Source organism: Spirochaetia bacterium 38H-sp, assembly GCA_039023545.1.
Classification (GTDB): domain Bacteria; phylum Spirochaetota; class Spirochaetia; order Winmispirales; family Winmispiraceae; genus Rarispira; species Rarispira pelagica.
The window spans coordinates 1-17,342 of sequence record JBCHKQ010000002.1 but is presented as its reverse complement, the minus strand read 5'-3'; the positions used below and the strand labels follow the sequence as shown (position 1 = coordinate 17,342).

Here is a 17,342-nt window from a genome sequence, read left to right as displayed (position 1 = left end):
GCTATTCCCTATATGGCTGTTTTCCGCTAGTTATGGTATCTATATACCATCTTGCACCTTGATAACCGCCTTTAAGCAAGGCACGCCAAAATTTTCCGCTTAAAATTGTCTTTTTCTTTATATTGTTTGCTGCATACTCTATAAGCTCATCCAATATTTGCGTAATTGTCTGATAGTGCCAGTCTCGTTTTTCTATTGTAAGAAGCCATCGCGGTAAGAGTATTGTAAGGTTGTTTTTTTTAATTATTTTGTTCTCCTGGTTTTCAGAATCCGGCTCGGAAAAAAGGCGCTGTAAGCGCCGTTCGGTATAGTCCAATGGGAAAGCCCAGGGGAGATTGTTATCAAAGAACAAAAAATCGCGTGTCATTTTGTTGTCTGGTTCCAAGATTATTTTTATGCGGGATACTGCTTTTTCTGCACAGCTTGTAGCACTTTCTCTTGTGTCTGCTTGGCTTATGATGTTGCCGCATTTTTGGACGTTATTTACGGGAAAGTTTACGATGTCTCCCTGTTTTATTCTGCAAAAGACTTTTTTTATGCCCAAAGAAAGGCGTGCAGTATCCAAGCCATCTATGCCAGATACGCGTCCGGGGATTGATATAAAGGCTCTCTCCGCACTTGTTTTGTGCCATTTTGGAGATAAGTCTCCAGGGGCCAATCCTGCTGCAATTTTGAGGGCATGCTCTGTTATGTCTGTTCCGCTTGAGTATGGGTATGTCCATCCCGACATATAACCTCCAGATAGTCTTGCAGCTATCTCACCTATTACGGGGCCGTTTTTTGAATAGAACACGTCACCCTTTGCAGCTCCGTTTTTTATTCCTATTGCTACAACTGCTTTCTTAAAGACATCTTCCAGCTCTGAGATGACTTGTCTGGATGCTGATGTAGGCATGGTATGGCCAAGCTCCACAAAGTACGGCGGGAAATATATATGCCTGTCAGCTACTCCACATATATGAACCTCTCCATTGTAAACCAGTGCATCTATGCTGAACTCAGGTCCATCTATAAAATCTTCTATTATAACCTCTCCACTAGGAGAAAATCGTATAGCGTCATCCACTGCAGAAAACGCTTCCTCTTCGGAGTAAGCCAGCACAACACCGCGTGCTCCCATGTTATCCGCAGGCTTGACAACCCATGGCCCATTGCCCAAGCTCTTAAAACCGTCTTCAAGTTTGTCCCCCTTTCTATAAACAAACCATCGCGGAACAGGAATCCCAAAATCAGCCAGGGTCTTTCTCATAACAGCCTTATTTTTTGCCCGGAGGGCAACATCATAAGGAATACCAGGTAGTCCCATAGCTTCTGCAACAATTGCAACAGAAGTAGAGAAATCAGTACCTGCAGTAAAAACAGCATCAAGCCCCCTGCTCTCTTTTAGCTTTTTTGCCGCATCTATAAGAGAATTCGTATCTTTTAAATCCGCATCAAAAAACTCATCAGCAATCGCTACCCCAGGAGCATCGGGATTAGCATCCGCAACAGCTACAAACCACCCAAGCCTTTTTGCAATCTTAATAGCAGGAAGCTGCATAACAGAAGCTCCAAGAATAAATATGGTCATATCAACTCCTCTATCTAAAAGTCGGAAACAAATAGATACAAATGTACAAAAGATTTTATAAAAACCGAACAGCCTTGCCGCACAGCGTCAAGGCCTTTTTTTATCAGGCAACCTTACGGCATAAACCTCAAAAGTATCCCCAAGTCTAAGCAAAGTAACAAAAAAAGAAAACACACGCATGACAAGAGGATTTTTTCCAGCCAGCCTGCCTATAAAGGGTATCCTCTCTGGATGTATACCCGTACCCCTTACTCTTCTCACAGAAAAACCGTATCTGTAAAGAATCTTTTTTGCAGAAGACGGATGCAACAAGATATAATGATCTTTAGGACTATTTTTATAAAACTTTTTTTTTGAAAAAATACGGGAAAGCCCTCGCGCATTGGGAGTAGAAAAAGCAAGAACCCCCCCCTCCCTTATAAGAGAGTGACATTTTGACAGTACAATATCCAGATGTTTAAAATGCTCAATAACATACCACATACTAAGAACATCCCATTTTTCTTTTTCCCATTCGCTTTTCCCATTAGAGGAAGAAAAATCTGATTTCCATGCAGTAAAACCTAGAACATCCTGGACATACCTCACAGCATCATCAGAAACATCAAGCCCATATGGAATAAACCCCGCATCCTTTGCAGCAGACAAAAAAGGACCATAAGCACAACCAACATCAAGCAGCTTGAGACCTGAATTTTGTTTTTCTATTCCCATTACAGAAGAAATAAAACTCAGTCTTGCTTTGCCCATTTTCTTTATATTATCAAAATCTTCTATATAAGTTTTTCCATATTGATTCTTATATTCCTCAAAAAAGTATTCTTTTTTATACATCTTAACATGACCATCAAAAACGAGCTCGTATTCTGTTTTGCAACTAACACAGGTAACAAAACTTCTGTCGGAAAAACGCTCTATAAGCTTGCGACGTACAGAAGAACAAGACGGACACCCTCTGCTCATCTTCAAAAAGCTGTAAAAATTCGCAAGCAAGTCTTCTACCATAGGATAAGAGAAAACAGTATAAACAGACTGCTCTTTATCCTCTCCTGTAAAAAAAGAAAAAAAAGCATCTTGTGCATTTTTATTGGGCAGAAATGCAGGGAAACCAGCAATATCCGCAAGTCTCTTATGATAAGAAGAGGGACACAAAAGCCATGTTTTTGCCTTACAGAATGCAGATTCGTATGCAGTAAGCCCAAAGGAAGTTATCACAATATCAGAATCAACAAGAAGCTTTGCAAACTCATCTTTTCTAGGGGTGATGATTTCTTCTCCACAAGTCGGCTTTATCTTGCGGTCAAAACTCGGACCGGAAACAACAATCTTGCGATAATCAGACAATCTTTTGTCCGAAAGTATATTGTTTTGAACCCATTCTGTAAGCAAATACGGATCCTGTCCTCCCATAGTTACAAGCAAAATTTTATCTCTGTTGTTTTTAGAAAGCCCTGTAGAAGACAATACCCCTATTGATTTTTTTGTCAGAGGATTGACAAAAGTATTTACCCTGCCTTTGTGTAACACAGGAAAGGCAGAAAAACTTATATCACAATATCCAGAGCTTTTATAATCAGGATCAATACCAACAAGAAAAGAGTATTTTCTTAAAACATCAAACACATCACGCCTGTAATAACGAAAATCCAGAACAGAAAAAAGAATATCATCAGGTATATGGGACAAAAAAAGATTGCTATCTACCTGATAATAACAGGAAAACTTTTCTATAACAGAAGAATCAGCAAAAACAGAGTGTTTTTTTGATATATCCACAGGCAAAATCTTTGCAGAAATCCCTATCATTCTTAGGGAATCCACAATGCTTACAGCACGAGCAATATGTCCTGTGCCGATATTCTTACCATAAGAAGCTGCATAAACAACAAGATTAGCCATAATAACCTTTTTAAGAAGAAGCAGAAACCTTTATATGCTCTTTGAGCCATGCAACCAGATTTTTAAGCTCTATGGGGTATCCCTCATAAAGATGAGAAAAAATATTATATACCCTTACATAGTCATCAAAAGTGTCGACCGTAACCCTTGCATCAGGAAAAGAAAGCTCAGAAGGCGGATCAAGATACGCCAATCTGAAAATTTCTGGATTGGCATACAAAAAAGGTGTAACATGTTCTCTATCATAGGACCTTCTGCTATGCTTATGTGCATACTCCAGAGCATCACGTTTTACAACCTCTACTCCAGTACCTATAGGTATATCCTTATACACAGTATAATCATTATCCATACGTTTGTGGGCCAACAGACTCATATTGGCAACAACAGAAGAGACCAGGGGATTATCACCCGTTGCTCTGACTATCGTATCCGCATCATATGCTCTAGCAGCAGATACAAACCTGTCAAGTACATCCTCTTTGCTGCCTGCAAAAATTTCAAACCCTTCCAAAGAAGCAATATCAAAAAAATAATTGGCACTCTCAAAATCCGTTAAAAGAACATGTGCATCAGCATCAACACACTTGAGAGCACTCATAGCATGGGCAATCAGCGTTTTTCCCATAATATTGAGCATAGCCTTAGCAGGTAGCCTAGAAGAATCCATTCTTGCCTGCAAAAAAACTACTGTCATAACCTACTCTCCTTTTATATCAGTTCCACATATCGCACACAGCTTCTGCCGAATATATAATATTCTTTCTGTTCTTATATATCCAGAGTTTTATCTCCTTATATTGTCTTAAAGCATATCCCCAGCTTACATTTGCTCTTAAAGCAGAAAGCAAAAAACTCAAAAAAGGCAGACTCGCAACATTATTCTCAATCTTGACCGCCAGAGTTTTAAGAAAAAATCTGTAATACGATTCGTAAGGAGTCATATCTTCTATTCCCGGCTCAGAATCTACCTCAACCACAATGGAAGGCTCATATACAATACGATATCCCCACATATATGCCCTAAGACAAAACTCAAGCCGCTGCCAATATGGCTTTTCTATAGCTTCGTCAAAACCGCCAATGCGTTCAAATACATCTCTATTGTATATTCCGGAATAAGAAGGAAGCTGAATTGTAATATCACCCGGCACAGCATCGGGAATAGGCAGAAGTTTTAAGCGTTTTTTTTCAAACCATGGAGCAAAAACAGATGGTATTTCTTCTCCCCAAAAAGTCCTAGAAAAAGAAACAACAGCAACATCATTGGGAAACTCAACTCTACCTTTTGGATGGGATATATCAGAAAATCCAGAATCTATCACAAGCACATATCTGGACATAGCTTCCTGGATGGCTATATTAAGCATAATACCCGCAGAAGCAGAATCCGCAAATTTTATCACCCTGACACTACTATTCTTAGATACCAACAAATCGGCATTGTATAGTGCAGCATTTCTTTCAAGTAGAATTATCTCCGCAGGTTTCAGCAACTGACATATTTCTATAAGATGCTCTCTTGTATTTAATAATCCCGATGTTAGTATAATAATGGAGAAGTCGGAAACGTTTTTTTTATCCTGAGAAGTTCCTATAATCGTATAATCAGCCTTACTCAAGAAAGTCCTCACCATAGAATTAAAAATTAAAAGTAAAATATTCTTTGCAGTTCAAACAATAATCTGGATAATTCTCGGACAAATGCATATCCCAATATTTTTCTATGTTTTTCCAGATATTTTCTAGACTATCGGAAAACACATTGCCAGCATAAGGGCCTGTCAAAAAGCGCTCTTTACAGACAGGAACAGTACCATCAATCATAACAACCATATCCCTTGAAATATGCCAACAAGGAAAACGACGCACAGGAGAAATATCCACAACCATCTTGTCCGGCAACATAGCACAAAAAGAGTCATATTGTTGAATTATTACATTATACTGTTTTTCCTTTAATGTCCTGTAAAAAGACTCAAGATAATCCTCTGTCTCTCTCAGTCTTACAGCCTGTAAAAAAACATTATCGCCAAACAGTCTTTTTAAAACATCAATACAAGCCATAACATCGGAAAAGCCATCTCCACGTATCACAGAATACAAATTTTCATTCAGTGTATCCAGAGAAACAATCCATTTTATTCTATCACTGCCATCCAACGATGAAATCTTTTCAAGCACAGACACATCCCAGCCGTAGCCAGAAGTCTCCACAAGTACTGACAGTTCTTTGTGAGAAAGAGCAATCTCCAGAAGCTTAACCACATCTGGATGCAAAGAAAGCTCACCAAAAGCACTTAGACCGATAACCGCATCGGAAGAAAAGGAAACAATCTCCTCAATAATAGAAGAAAAGCGCTCTATTGGCATAAATTCTCTTGTTGACAGCACATCAATAAACTTTGGATACGGACAGTAAGAACAAGACTGCAAGCACCCCCTAACAACCTCAATCTGATAATAAGCAGGCACAGAGCGCAAAAGCCCCATGTTTTTAAGAACAACGGCAGCAAACCTCTCCGCATCCATATCCGGAGAAAAAAAACCCATGAAAGCCTGACAAACAAGAAAGTTCCTCTTGCAATCTGCAAAAAAAGAAGGCCTCAACAACCTGACATCATGCTCAGAAACAAGAGTCTCTATATCAAAGGAATTGATATCTTTTTTGATAATATCAAAAAGCAAAGAACGCCTCAGCTCCTCAGTAAAGTCTTCTGCAAGTTTTCTTACAGCAGAAGCAGCCCTAAGGGACAAAACCTCTGGAACAATACCAGCAGGATACCCCTCGGCAACAGAATAATCTGCAAAAAACTCAACATGCTGGTCTATCATCTCTTGTGCGGTCTTAGAAGAGAAAAAAGGAGAATCCGCAAACATAAGAACAACAAAATCGCATCCTGCATCAGAAAAAACCTCTAGCACAGCATCTGCAAAACCGCAAGCAGAAAAATCAGCTCTTACAACCCTAACATCCCCAGGAAGTCCTTCAGGAAGCTCAGCATCCCGCCTAAGCACCATATAAACATCCTTGCCAAAATTGCGAGCTAGAGCAAGTGCACGAGAAAAAGCAGAGCTTCCGTCAAAAAAAGCTCTGTAGGCATACTCAGTGTTAAAAAGTGCATTGAGAATAATACAATAATTCATATCCCTCATAGTATCGACACAGAAAACAAACAGTGTGAATTTTTTTTATACCGAACGTCGGAGCCGCACAGTGCGGCTCCTCCTGCCTGCGGCACATAAAAAGCACAGAATTTTATGAGAATTTATCCCCTCTATGCTTTCTTGCATAGACTTCCAAGATATCCAAAAAAAGATGTATATAAACAGAAGACAAAAAAGGAACAACAATAGCAAAAGAAAACGCACTTGCTATAGCATATATGAAAGTATAAAAAGGATTTGCAAGCACATATTCGATATTATTGGCAGCTTTTCCTGACAGCATAGAAAAGAAATCAATTGACAGAGGCTTTAAAAACGGAGTCTGAATAAGTATATTAAGAAAAGCAGCCAGAAAAAAAAGCAAAATAAAACTCAAAAAAAATCTAAAAAAAGAAGAACCAACTAACCTTATGCTTGCTTTGATGGCTTGATATGGTCGATAACCCATAATAAGTACATTGAGAGGAGAAAAAATAATAAGTAATCCTATTAGTAGATACACAACAATAAACTCAATATAAACACATAAAATAATTATATTATCAGGAAGTCCCGCTCTGATTAATACAGAAGAAAAAACACTGACAAAAATCAAATTTGCCAAAATGGTCAGAAAAAAAGCACCTAAAATTTCTAGTAAAAGAAGTAAAATTCTCGGGATATTGATCACAAGGACTTCAAAAGCCTTGTCAAGAAGATTGCTACCTCTTTGTGACAGATTAAAAGCTACAATAGAAAAAAGAAGAAAAAAGAGTACTTCTATCAGCTGTGTTATGCTGAGTGGGATAAAAACATTTTGTATATAAGTGCTCGCAGCAAATGTATCACCATTTATAATAGCATCAAGTAGAGAACTTGCCCTTGTCATCTGGTGAAGAGAAAATATTCCTATTCCCATGGAAAAAGGAAGGGATATCAGAGCAGGTATAAGAAACGACTTTATATTTTTTATTACTAAACCTGTTCCTTTTATAAAAGGTGACAAAAATCCCTGTTTTGTTATTTTTTCCATTTTTCCTCCGGACTTTTGCATATTATCAGTTTTGCATATACTGTGCAATTAAAAAATAGAAGTATCAAAGGCGAAACTTTTATCTTAAATACTATGCCGGAGGCAGCAGAGGACGTTTTGCGTCCTCTGCGTTCGGTTTTTGTTAAATCTTATCTTTTCTCTGATTTTTTTCCTTGCATAAAGAAAAACATTATTCCTATTGCAATTATAACAATTCCTATTATAACAAATACGGGCAAAAAGCTGTCTTTTTTTTGCTCTTCCCCCCCCAGATAAAAACCTCTTCTATTGAATGGTTGTATCGGACGATTGTTGCTTTTGTAAAATTTCTCAAACTGGCTTATTTGATCATCAGAAAGTTCTACTGAATCTTTTAAAACAAACCATTTTACACCTTCTGTACATGGCGGAGTAGTAAAAGAACCATCATATCTGTAATATGATTTTCTCTCGGGAAGAAGTGTTTTTGCATTTATGACTGTATCTGTTTCTTTTTTTTCTCCTTCTTCAGGAAAGTGTTCCCATATAGAAGCATATGCCGAATTATATTCCCCTTTTTTTAAAAACAATCCGATAACAGCATACTCGCCATCATCACTCTGATGCACAAAGTGAGTTTCCATAGGAAAATGTTCCCCGGAAAAAGTATGTTCGCTTGGAGCATGAAAGTGAAATTGTAGAAGGTTGTATTTTTTACCCTCTACCAAAATATAGCTTCCTCTTTCATAGGATACTTTTATGGTATGCCCATTATTCTCAATATTAAGTAAAGAATCCATATAAAAGAATTTTATACCATTTTCATTAATAGGTGCGTCGGATGGAATATTTATTGGAGATTGTTTTTTTCCATTTGCCTGAGAACCGGGTAATTTGTGCCAGTTCTGAGGACCGTATTCACCGGAGTAACTCCAATGCATTTCTGAATCCGCATAGAGAGCACCAGCACACACTGTAAACAAAAGTAACACAATTAGCACAATAATGCCTCTTAAATTTTTCATAATCCCTCCTAAAATAAAAATTTTACAAAATCATACCATTAACAACTTGTATTGTCAAATTTTATACTATTTTGCAAACTAAACTATAAGTACTAGTATTTTTAGTTTACAGGGTACATAAATGTCATATCTGATATGTTGCTATAAGCAGCTCAATATTATGATTGACAGCCTATTTTGTGCATGGTATCGTTTACAGCATTATACAAGATAATCTTTTCATAAGGATAGCAATATGGCAAATAAAAGCACAGCAGAGTCTCCCAAGCAAAAAACAAATCATGGGGTTTTGTACTGGACAAGTATTATAGTCTTTACGATTATAATAGTTTCTTTTATCGGTGCTCCTGTTGTAACAAAATATTATTCCGGCAGTTACGGCGGTGATGTGATAGGCTCATACGATGGCAAGGAGATAAAGATTGGTACGGGTGGTTATTTTGATAGGCAGCTTTCTTCTCTTTATAAACAGTACGAATCCCAGCTAAATAATGCGTCAAAGGAAAGCAGACCTTTTCTGGAATACCAGCTTTACCAGCAGGCTATCAATTCTACTGCAGTACATCTTGCGGCTCTAAATCTTGCAAAGGATGCTGGTTTTACGCTGTCCCCAAAGGAGATAGATAAGGCAATAATACAAGCTTATACAGAATATGGAAAGTTTGATGAGAAGTCATATAACAATACATCCGCGCTTGAAAGGGCAAAATTAAGAGAGTTTTATAGAGATCTTCTCACATCTGAGACAGTTATCAATGATCTTGTACAGGGACAAAAGGTATCCAAGAAAGAAGCGGAGTTTATCGCAAATATGGAATATCCTCAGCGTAAAATTTCTTATGTAGCATACGATACATCTTCTTTTCCAGAATCAGAGATAATAAAATTCGGCAAAGAAAATTCTGACATGTTCAGAAAAAGAGAGCTTAGCCAGATAACACTGGATAAACAACAGGACGCAGAGAAACTGTATCAAGAAATCCTTAAAGAGCCTTCCAAGTTTGAAGATTTTGCCAAGGAAAAATCAGTTGACAATTATGCTAAAAACAGTGGCAAGGCAGGTGCTCTTCCTTATGCTCAGCTTACGGAGTACATGGAAGAAAAGGATGCATCTTCTGTCTTTGAGCTTAAGACAGGGGAGATTGCCGGCGTTATCAAGGCAAAGACAGGCAAGTTTCTTATCATAAGGGCTGATTCGGATATAATCGAGCCGGATTTTGAGAAACAGGATACGATAAACTATATAAAAAGATATATTCTCAACTACCATAGGGATATCGTTGATAAGTATTTCTATACAATGGCAGAAGAGCTTAAAAAAGCAGGAAAAAATGGTTTTTCTTCTGCTGCAAAAGCCCAGAATCTTGAGGTAAAAGAAACAAAATATTTTCCAATAAACGTAGGAAACATAGAGATTCTGCCTTCTCCCAAGGCTTCTGCTGACGATACTGTAATGGCTGCAGCCACTACATCGGAGGATTTTTACAGGACTGTTTTTACAACACCTGTAGGTGAGATAACTGGACCTGTAAACCTTAGAAGCTATATCATAGTCGCTTTGATAGAAGATGAAAAACAAAGCCCAGAAGACAAAAAGGATGCTGAGTATACCAAGCAGATTTATCAGTATTTTGCCATGCAATACATAAACAGAGATATATATTCGTTTATTGTGGATAAAGATAGGTTAAAGGTAGATACGGATAAAATAGCAAAAATTCTTTTTAACACCGGAGCAGGTAATAATTGATAGAACTTGTAGCTGCCAAAGAAGACTGTGTATCGGTAAGATATAATGGCAGATGGTTATATCATCCGCAAAGACCTCTGGAACACGCTCGCAGAAAAGCCGAGCGTGTTTCTTTTTATCCCAATACATTATATATTATAGTTTCTCCAGTTTTATGGTATGGTGCGGATCATATCAGGAATAATCTTCCTGCAGGATCGTCTGTTATTGCTCTTGAGCTTGAGAATGACCTGCGTGAGCTTGCTTTAAAGAATATTCCGGATGGTCTGGATATTCCGCTATATGCAGAGGATGTGCTTAGACACATAGATTATTCTTCTTACAGAAGAGTTATTCCTGTCTATTTGTCTTCCGCGCATTCTCTTAACAGAGAAAGATATGATAAGTTACTGTCTCATATTTTGTCGGAAATAGAACGTTTCTGGCGAAACAAACTCACCTTGATAAGGCTTGGCCATAGGTATGTGAGAAATATTTTTTCTAATATTGGGCTTTCTGAGCCTGTGTATACCTTACCTTATACTAAAAATCCTGTAATTGTTGCTGCGGCAGGGCCTTCTCTTGAAAAAAGTATGCTTTTTATAAAAAAATACAGGACAAAGGTTTTTCTCACAGCTGTTGATACCGCAGCACCAGTTCTTATAAAGCATGACATTGTTCCTGATTTGATAATAATACTTGAGTCTCAGATTGTTAATTCCTTTGATTTTGTCGGTGTACCTCGAGATATTCCCGTTTTATTTGATATGAGTGCCAATCCTTCAACTACAAAGCTTTTTTCAGGTCGTAAGCACGCTGTTGTTTCTAACTTTGCGCCTACATCCCTCATAACAAGGCTCAAGGAAAGTTTCTCTCTGCCGGTATTACCTGCTTTGGCCTCTGTGGGTTCTTTTGCAACTTATCTTGCAAGTTTGATGACAGATAATATTATTATTCTTGCGGGTTTGGATTTTTATTTTTACAGGGGATTGAGTCATGCGCGCGGAAGTCTTTTTCACTATTATATACTTGAAAAAAGTTCTAGGCTAAATCCCTGGCCCTTTTTATGGGAAAGAAAGCTTATATCTACAGGAATGACTGACTTATACACAAGCACTCATCTTAGTTCGTTTTCTTCTCAGATTGAAGAGATTAACACAATCTCAGGAGGACGGATATTTTCTGTTATCGAGTCACCTCTTATGCCCTCTGTCAGGGGTGTAGATGATGGGTTATTTCCTTATCTTCCCGATACCTCTATAGGTTATAAAGTTTTGCAAAACTGGTCGATATCCAGACGGATTGATTTTCTAAAACAAGAAAAGGTTTTTATCAATATCTTTTTATCGGCTTTGAAGGAAGATAAGAATATCGATGCTGATTGTTTTCCAGAAATTGACTATATAAAGTATATCCTTCCCGGACAGAGTGTTGATTTAAATAATAGGGGCACAAGAGGTATTGCAATATCTGCTGCTATGGAATTCCTAAGAAGGATAGATGCCTCAGTTACCTATCTGAAAAGGTTATCGGATACTTAGTATTTATACTGTCAGTTTTAAAATTATATAAGAGGCAGGCAGCACAGCTGCCTGCCGTTCGGTATATAATTTTTTCTTTATTCGCTTCCTTCCGATGCTTTGAGCGCAGAAAGAAAAGCACGCTGTGGGACTTCTACGTCACCTACCATCTTCATGCGCTTCTTTCCTTCCTTCTGCTTTTCTAGAAGCTTTCTTTTTCTTGTTATGTCACCACCATAACACTTGGCTGTTACGTCTTTTCTAAGAGCAGAGATTGTTTCTCTGGCTATTATCTGGCTGCCGACTGCGCCCTGTATGGGAATTTTAAACTGATGGCGGGGAATTTCTTCCCTGAGTTTTTTACAGATGGCCCTTGCACGGCTTGCCGCATTATCTTTAAAAACAAGCTGAGACAGAGCATCTACGGGTTTTCCGTTGACAAGTATGTCCAGTTTTACAAGATTGGTTTCCCGTAGGCCAATTAAGTCATAATCAAAGGATGCATAGCCTCTGCTTATGGATTTTAGGCGATCATAAAAGTCAAAGAGGACTTCTGCAAGTGGCATCTCATAGATTAGTTCCACTCTTTTTTTGTCGAGATATAATAGAGAGGTCTGAACTCCGCGTTTTTCCATGCAGAGATTCATTATACCACCGACGTATTCGTTGGGGGTTATTATTATTGCTTTGATATAGGGTTCTTCCACTTTTTCTATTTTTGTTACGTCAGGATATTCGTCAGGTGTTTCTATGGTTATTATTGTTCCATCCTTCTGCGTTATTCTGTACTGAACAGAGGGGGCGGTAAAAACTACGGCTAGATCAAATTCTCTTTCTAGTCTTTCCTGTACAACTTCCAGATGCAATAGCCCCAAGAATCCGCACTTAAAACCAAATCCTAGCGCAACAGATGATGTTTTCTCATAAACCAAAGATGCATCGTTTAAAACCAGTTTTTCCAGGGCTTTACCTAGTTCTTCGTACTGATTGGAGTCAACTGGGAAAATAGAAGAATATACTACCGGTTTTACTTCTTTAAAACCGGGAAGTGGTTGGGATGCTGGTTTTTCTTTTATTGTGATTGTGTCTCCCACCCGTATGTCACGGATTGTCTTAACCCCTGCAATTACATAGCCTATTTCTCCGGCTCTAAGGCTTTTCTGTGGAATGCCCTTGAGCCTGAGATGTCCAACCTCTTCTATCTCATAAGAAGCACCCGACGACATAAGAAGCATTGTATCGCCTTCTTTAATCTCCCCCTCAAAAACCCTAACATACAAAACAACCCCTCTATAAGGATCATAATGAGAATCAAATATAAGGGCCTTAGGTGCCGCTTCCAAATCTCCGGAAGGTGCAGGTATCTTTTTTACTATATGTTCAAACAATTCTTCTACATTTTTGCCTGTCTTTGCAGATATGCATACAGCATCGTCAGGGTCAAGTCCAAGCTCATGTTCTATCTGTTCTTTTACTCCTTCTATATCCGCAGCGGGAAGATCAATCTTATTGATAACCGGTAAAATTTCAAGGTCATGTTCAAGTGCAAGGTACATGTTTGCCAAGGTCTGAGCTTCTACTCCCTGCGTTGCATCAATAAGAAGTAAAGCTCCCTCACAAGAATATATTGCACGTGATACTTCATAAGAAAAATCCACATGCCCCGGAGTGTCTACAAGATTGAAAACATAGGTATTGCCATCCTCTGCCGTATAAGGAAGATTGACAGTCTGTGATTTTATTGTTATCCCTCTTTCTCTTTCTATGTCCATGCTGTCCAGCATCTGCTCTCTAAACTGCCTATCTTCTACAATATGCGAATATTGTATAAATCTGTCCGCAAGGGTGGATTTGCCATGGTCTATATGCGCAATTATACAGAAATTTCTTATTTTATCCTGTTCTACAGCCATTGTTTATCCTGTGTTGGAAATAGTATGCAAGATAGGGATACTAAGAATCCAATATTTCCCTAACTTTGGATAGGAGTGTAGCAATTTCAAAAGGCTTTTTCAATAAGCAGTCGGATTGTTCTAGATTTACTTTTTCCCGCGTAAGAGTATCGGGATATCCTGATAGAAAAAGCGTCTTAATATCCGGTCTCAGAGATTTGATACGCTGAGAAAGCTTTTTACCGTCCATATACGGTAAGATAAGGTCAGATACAAGCATATGGATGGTTCCAGAATATTCTTCTGCTATAAGTATAGCTTCTCCAGGATTATAGGTCTTGAGCACTGTATAACCGTACTTTCCAAGCGCTCTTTCTATTAGTTTGCAAACATGCTCATCATCTTCTACAAGCAATACTGTCTCACTGCCACCGGGAGCAGATTCTATCGTATTTATTCTGGTGTCTTCTTTCTTGTTTTCCATAAAAACAGGAAAATACAGATAAAAAGAAGAGCCCTCTCCCACCGTGGAATCAACTTGGATAAAACCACCAGTATTCTTTAATATCCCGTATACTGTAGCTAAGCCTAGTCCTGTTCCCTTATTTTCTTCTTTTGTAGTAAAAAACGGCTCAAATATTTTTGTAATATTTTCTTTTTCTATTCCAACACCATTATCACTTACTTCTATGCACACATAATGCCCGGGCGGGAGCTGTTCTACGATATTGTCTTTTTCTACAGTGGAGAGATGATTATATACTTTTATGGTAATATTACCCTTATTAGAAACAGCATCGCGTGCATTGATGACAAGATTTATGATAATCTGCTCAATCTCTCCAGAATCAGCATATATAAATGGGATAGAAGCAGAGGCATAAACAGAAAGAGAAACGTCTTCTCCTATAAGCCTCCTCAAAAGTTTTTCCATATCTTTTACAAGTGTATTGACATTGATTTTAGAAGGATTGATAACTCTTTCTCTGGAAAAAACAAGAAGCTGCCGTATAAGGTGTGATGTCTTTTTTGCTGTATTTTGTATGCTCTCTATATCCGCTCTGAGAGAAGCATCCGATACTTCCTGCAGCAACAGCTTGGTATATCCCATTATCACGGTAAGAAGATTGTTAAAATCATGGGCGATACCACCTGCAAGTCTTCCTACCGCATCCATTTTCTGTGCATGCCTAAGCTGCTGTTCTCTTTTTCTTAAAGCCTCTTCCGACTTTATGAGTCTGGAAAGGTCTCTAAGAACATGTACATAATTTTTTATTTTGCCATTATCTCTTATTTCTTCTACTCTGTGCTCTACTATAATATCATTATGAAAAGAAAGAAGATTGGGTATATCAATATAATCGTTTTTGTACGGAATAGGTTCAAAAATATCCGCAAAAATTTTACCGGTCAAATCCTCGGAATTAAAATCCAGTAAGAAAGAAGCTGTATTATTGATAAACTTTATAAGACCTTTTTCATCCGTAACTACAACTCCGTCGCCTATTGAGTTGAAAGTAGTAAAAAAAAGCCTTTCCCGTTCTTTTAATGCTTTTTCCGACTTATGTTTATATACTGCAAGCTCTACTGCGATTTTTATTTCTCTCTCGTCAAAAGGCTTGAGAATGTATGCAAAAGGCTCTGTGGATTGTGCAAGATTACAGGTATGCTCATCTGCATGGGCACTTATAAACACAACAGGGACATCCATCCCGGCATTTCTTAAGCTCCTTACAGCCTCTATGCCATTGATGCTACCCTCAAGCTGTATATCCATAAGAATCACATCGGGAGAATAGTTTTCCCATTCTCTTAAAAATTGTTCTGCAGAAGAAAAGACAGCAGGCACGATATGTCCTATTCTCTCAAGAAAAACCTTGATATCAAGAGCTATAACTGGCTCATCTTCTACTACAATCACCCTATGCATAGTCCCTGTAACCATAACAGACACGGCAACCCCTTTTTTATTACCTTATAAATCATTTGACTGGGATTCCCAGAGAAAGTAACTCCGCGTACAGCCTCTGTTTTTTTATGGGCTTAACAAGATAACCATTTGCTCCCCCCTCATGAAAGGCCTGTATGACATTCTGAGGGTCGTTAAGCGCAGTAGTCATAAGAACCTTGGTAGCCTTAAAAGGATCTACCCCCACCTTTTCTTCGTATTCCCGTATCTTTTTGAGAGTCTCGTGACCATCCATCCTGGGCATCATTATATCCAGAAAAACAACATCAAAAGCCTCTCCGGCCTCCCATGCTTCTACAAAACGCTCATAACCATCCCGGCCGTCCTCCGCAACAACGCAATCTCCAATCTTCTCAAGATACTTAGAAAGTATAACCCTTGCCGCAAGGTCGTCTTCTACAATCAAAAAGCGCATACCCACTCCTTTAAAAAAGCCTCTATAATTAATCATAGTCACCCACAAAAAATTATCAAGTTTTGAGAGTAGAAAATATTGACATAAGTTTTTGTTTTGGATATTATTAGCCACAGAAAGGAAATCGGCGCCTGTCGTACAATGGTAGTACCTCAGCCTTCCAAGCTGAAGACGTGGGTTCGATTCCCATCGGGCGCTCCAATGAGTCCTGCAGGGTTTTCTGCAGGACTTTTTTTATACATACCGAACGCGCAGACCTCGCCCTGCTCGGTTGCGCTGCCTCCGGCGGACGATATAACATGAAAGACTCTCTTATTTATGCACAATATTTGCCAAAGGCAGACCAGACTGCTCCCTTCCCTACTTGTTTTACATAATAGGGCGCAGTCAGGTCGTTCGGTATAAAATCAATTAATATTCAAAATCAACACAGCTTCTTTGTGAAAGGTTTTCCTTGACATAGGCTGCAATTTTAAGATGCTCCGGGTGGTTTTGATAACCTTGAAGAGCCTCCCAATTGTTGTGCTCTGTTATAAGAACAATATCGTGAGAACCCGTTCCCTTATCAGAATTTATCCCCACCTCGATAGAACTTAAAAGCTCGGCAGGAAGGCTGTTTCTGAGACTGAGAAGCTTCTGTCGTGCCTCAGCCAATGCGGTTTCTTTGTCATTATCGTTATTTAGCTTCCACATGACAATGTGCTTTATCATAGTTACTCCATAGTTAGTTTCTTGTAGTATCTCTGGGAATTATATCCGTGTCAATGATAAAGTGGTTGGGGAGATTGTCTTCTTCGTTGATATATGATATGAGCAGACGGGCGGCTGCATAGCCAAGCTCATAAGGATGTATATCTACCGTAGTAAGAGCTGGTTTGTTAAACTGTCCCTGGACCGTGTTGTTAAAGCCTGTAACAGCTATATCTGTCTTTTTATGCTCATCCATAGCCTTGAGCGCTCCCAATGCAAGTAAATCATCAGAAGCCAATATGGCATCTATTTTTTTTCCACAAGATAGAATATCAGATGCTATTCTATACCCTTCCTCCGTAGAAAAAGAATTAGCAAACAAAATCATATCTTTATCAAATTCTATGCGACGTATACGCATTGCCTGAACAAAGCCTTCCATCCTGTCACGGGTAACAATAAGGTCCTCCGGAC

The 17,342-nt window shown here is 38.6% G+C and carries 14 protein-coding genes and 1 tRNA gene; 3 read left to right on the top strand and 12 right to left on the bottom strand.

Annotation, left to right across the window (positions count from 1 at the left end):
* Nucleotide 1: 1 nt before the first annotated feature.
* The 7 genes from WKV44_03970 to WKV44_03940 form a co-directional block, all read right to left on the bottom strand.
* On the bottom strand, nt 2–1,570 hold the full coding sequence (locus tag WKV44_03970) for an ATP-grasp domain-containing protein (GenBank protein ID MEM5947695.1): 1,569 nt from the start codon (nt 1,568–1,570) through the stop codon (nt 2–4).
* Nucleotides 1,571–1,657: 87 nt separating this feature from the next.
* Nucleotides 1,658–3,469 carry a class I SAM-dependent methyltransferase gene (locus WKV44_03965; GenBank protein MEM5947694.1) on the bottom strand — a complete coding sequence of 604 codons (1,812 nt, stop codon included), beginning with the start codon at nt 3,467–3,469 and terminating at the stop codon, nt 1,658–1,660.
* 10 nt (nt 3,470–3,479) lie between these two features.
* Nucleotides 3,480–4,166 (bottom strand): acylneuraminate cytidylyltransferase, encoded by a 687-nt coding sequence (locus WKV44_03960; GenBank protein MEM5947693.1) that lies wholly within the window; start codon nt 4,164–4,166, stop codon nt 3,480–3,482.
* Nucleotides 4,167–4,185: 19 nt separating this feature from the next.
* A complete protein-coding gene (locus WKV44_03955; protein ID MEM5947692.1) occupies nt 4,186–5,106 on the bottom strand; it encodes a hypothetical protein in 921 nt (306 codons plus the stop codon).
* Between the two features lie 4 nt (nt 5,107–5,110).
* Nucleotides 5,111–6,616, bottom strand: a complete 1,506-nt coding sequence (locus tag WKV44_03950; GenBank protein ID MEM5947691.1) for a spiro-SPASM protein — start codon at nt 6,614–6,616, stop codon at nt 5,111–5,113.
* A 112-nt stretch (nt 6,617–6,728) separates the two neighbouring features.
* Entirely contained in the window at nt 6,729–7,649 is a 921-nt protein-coding gene (locus WKV44_03945) for a hypothetical protein (GenBank protein MEM5947690.1), read from the bottom strand.
* A 149-nt stretch (nt 7,650–7,798) separates the two neighbouring features.
* Nucleotides 7,799–8,653 (bottom strand): carbonic anhydrase family protein, encoded by an 855-nt coding sequence (locus WKV44_03940; protein MEM5947689.1) that lies wholly within the window; start codon nt 8,651–8,653, stop codon nt 7,799–7,801.
* Between the two features lie 235 nt (nt 8,654–8,888).
* Here WKV44_03940 and WKV44_03935 point away from each other — a divergent pair, with 235 nt between their 5' ends.
* Both WKV44_03935 and WKV44_03930 read left to right on the top strand, forming a co-directional pair.
* Nucleotides 8,889–10,403 (top strand): SurA N-terminal domain-containing protein, encoded by a 1,515-nt coding sequence (locus WKV44_03935; GenBank protein MEM5947688.1) that lies wholly within the window; start codon nt 8,889–8,891, stop codon nt 10,401–10,403.
* Nucleotides 10,400–11,923: a 6-hydroxymethylpterin diphosphokinase MptE-like protein gene (locus WKV44_03930; GenBank protein ID MEM5947687.1), complete on the top strand. Its 1,524-nt coding sequence runs from the start codon at nt 10,400–10,402 to the stop codon at nt 11,921–11,923. The genes WKV44_03935 and WKV44_03930 overlap by 4 nt, the downstream gene beginning before the upstream one ends.
* Nucleotides 11,924–12,000: 77 nt before the next feature.
* Here WKV44_03930 and lepA read toward each other — a convergent pair whose 3' ends face one another.
* From lepA to WKV44_03915, 3 genes are read right to left on the bottom strand one after another with little or no spacing between them, the layout of a single operon-like run.
* Complete coding sequence (lepA, locus tag WKV44_03925) at nt 12,001–13,815, bottom strand: translation elongation factor 4 (GenBank protein MEM5947686.1); 1,815 nt, start codon at nt 13,813–13,815, stop codon at nt 12,001–12,003.
* A 40-nt stretch (nt 13,816–13,855) separates the two neighbouring features.
* A complete protein-coding gene (locus tag WKV44_03920) occupies nt 13,856–15,739 on the bottom strand; it encodes a response regulator (GenBank protein ID MEM5947685.1) in 1,884 nt (627 codons plus the stop codon).
* A 37-nt stretch (nt 15,740–15,776) separates the two neighbouring features.
* Nucleotides 15,777–16,178 carry a response regulator gene (locus tag WKV44_03915; GenBank protein MEM5947684.1) on the bottom strand — a complete coding sequence of 134 codons (402 nt, stop codon included), beginning with the start codon at nt 16,176–16,178 and terminating at the stop codon, nt 15,777–15,779.
* A gap of 127 nt (nt 16,179–16,305) precedes the next feature.
* On the opposite strand from WKV44_03915, the gene WKV44_03910 reads away from it, so the two are divergent.
* A tRNA-Gly gene (locus WKV44_03910) sits at nt 16,306–16,379 on the top strand.
* A 210-nt stretch (nt 16,380–16,589) separates the two neighbouring features.
* On the opposite strand, the gene WKV44_03905 is transcribed toward WKV44_03910, so the two are convergent.
* The gene (locus WKV44_03905) at nt 16,590–16,889 is read right to left on the bottom strand and encodes a Dabb family protein (protein MEM5947683.1); all 300 of its coding nucleotides are present in this window, start codon (nt 16,887–16,889) and stop codon (nt 16,590–16,592) included.
* Between the two features lie 13 nt (nt 16,890–16,902).
* A partial coding sequence (locus tag WKV44_03900; protein MEM5947682.1) for a substrate-binding domain-containing protein occupies nt 16,903–17,342 on the bottom strand: 440 nt, incomplete at its 5' end.

Coding starts and splice junctions, on each gene's coding strand:
- WKV44_03970 (MEM5947695.1), bottom strand. CDS start 1,570: ATGACCATATTTATTCTTGGAGCTTCTGTTATGCAGCTTCCTGCTATT.
- WKV44_03965 (MEM5947694.1), bottom strand. CDS start 3,469: ATGGCTAATCTTGTTGTTTATGCAGCTTCTTATGGTAAGAATATCGGC.
- WKV44_03960 (MEM5947693.1), bottom strand. CDS start 4,166: ATGACAGTAGTTTTTTTGCAGGCAAGAATGGATTCTTCTAGGCTACCT.
- WKV44_03955 (MEM5947692.1), bottom strand. CDS start 5,106: ATGGTGAGGACTTTCTTGAGTAAGGCTGATTATACGATTATAGGAACT.
- WKV44_03950 (MEM5947691.1), bottom strand. CDS start 6,616: ATGAATTATTGTATTATTCTCAATGCACTTTTTAACACTGAGTATGCC.
- WKV44_03945 (MEM5947690.1), bottom strand. CDS start 7,649: ATGGAAAAAATAACAAAACAGGGATTTTTGTCACCTTTTATAAAAGGA.
- WKV44_03940 (MEM5947689.1), bottom strand. CDS start 8,653: ATGAAAAATTTAAGAGGCATTATTGTGCTAATTGTGTTACTTTTGTTT.
- WKV44_03935 (MEM5947688.1), top strand. CDS start 8,889: ATGGCAAATAAAAGCACAGCAGAGTCTCCCAAGCAAAAAACAAATCAT.
- lepA (MEM5947686.1), bottom strand. CDS start 13,815: ATGGCTGTAGAACAGGATAAAATAAGAAATTTCTGTATAATTGCGCAT.
- WKV44_03920 (MEM5947685.1), bottom strand. CDS start 15,739: ATGGTTACAGGGACTATGCATAGGGTGATTGTAGTAGAAGATGAGCCA.
- WKV44_03915 (MEM5947684.1), bottom strand. CDS start 16,178: ATGCGCTTTTTGATTGTAGAAGACGACCTTGCGGCAAGGGTTATACTT.
- WKV44_03905 (MEM5947683.1), bottom strand. CDS start 16,889: ATGATAAAGCACATTGTCATGTGGAAGCTAAATAACGATAATGACAAA.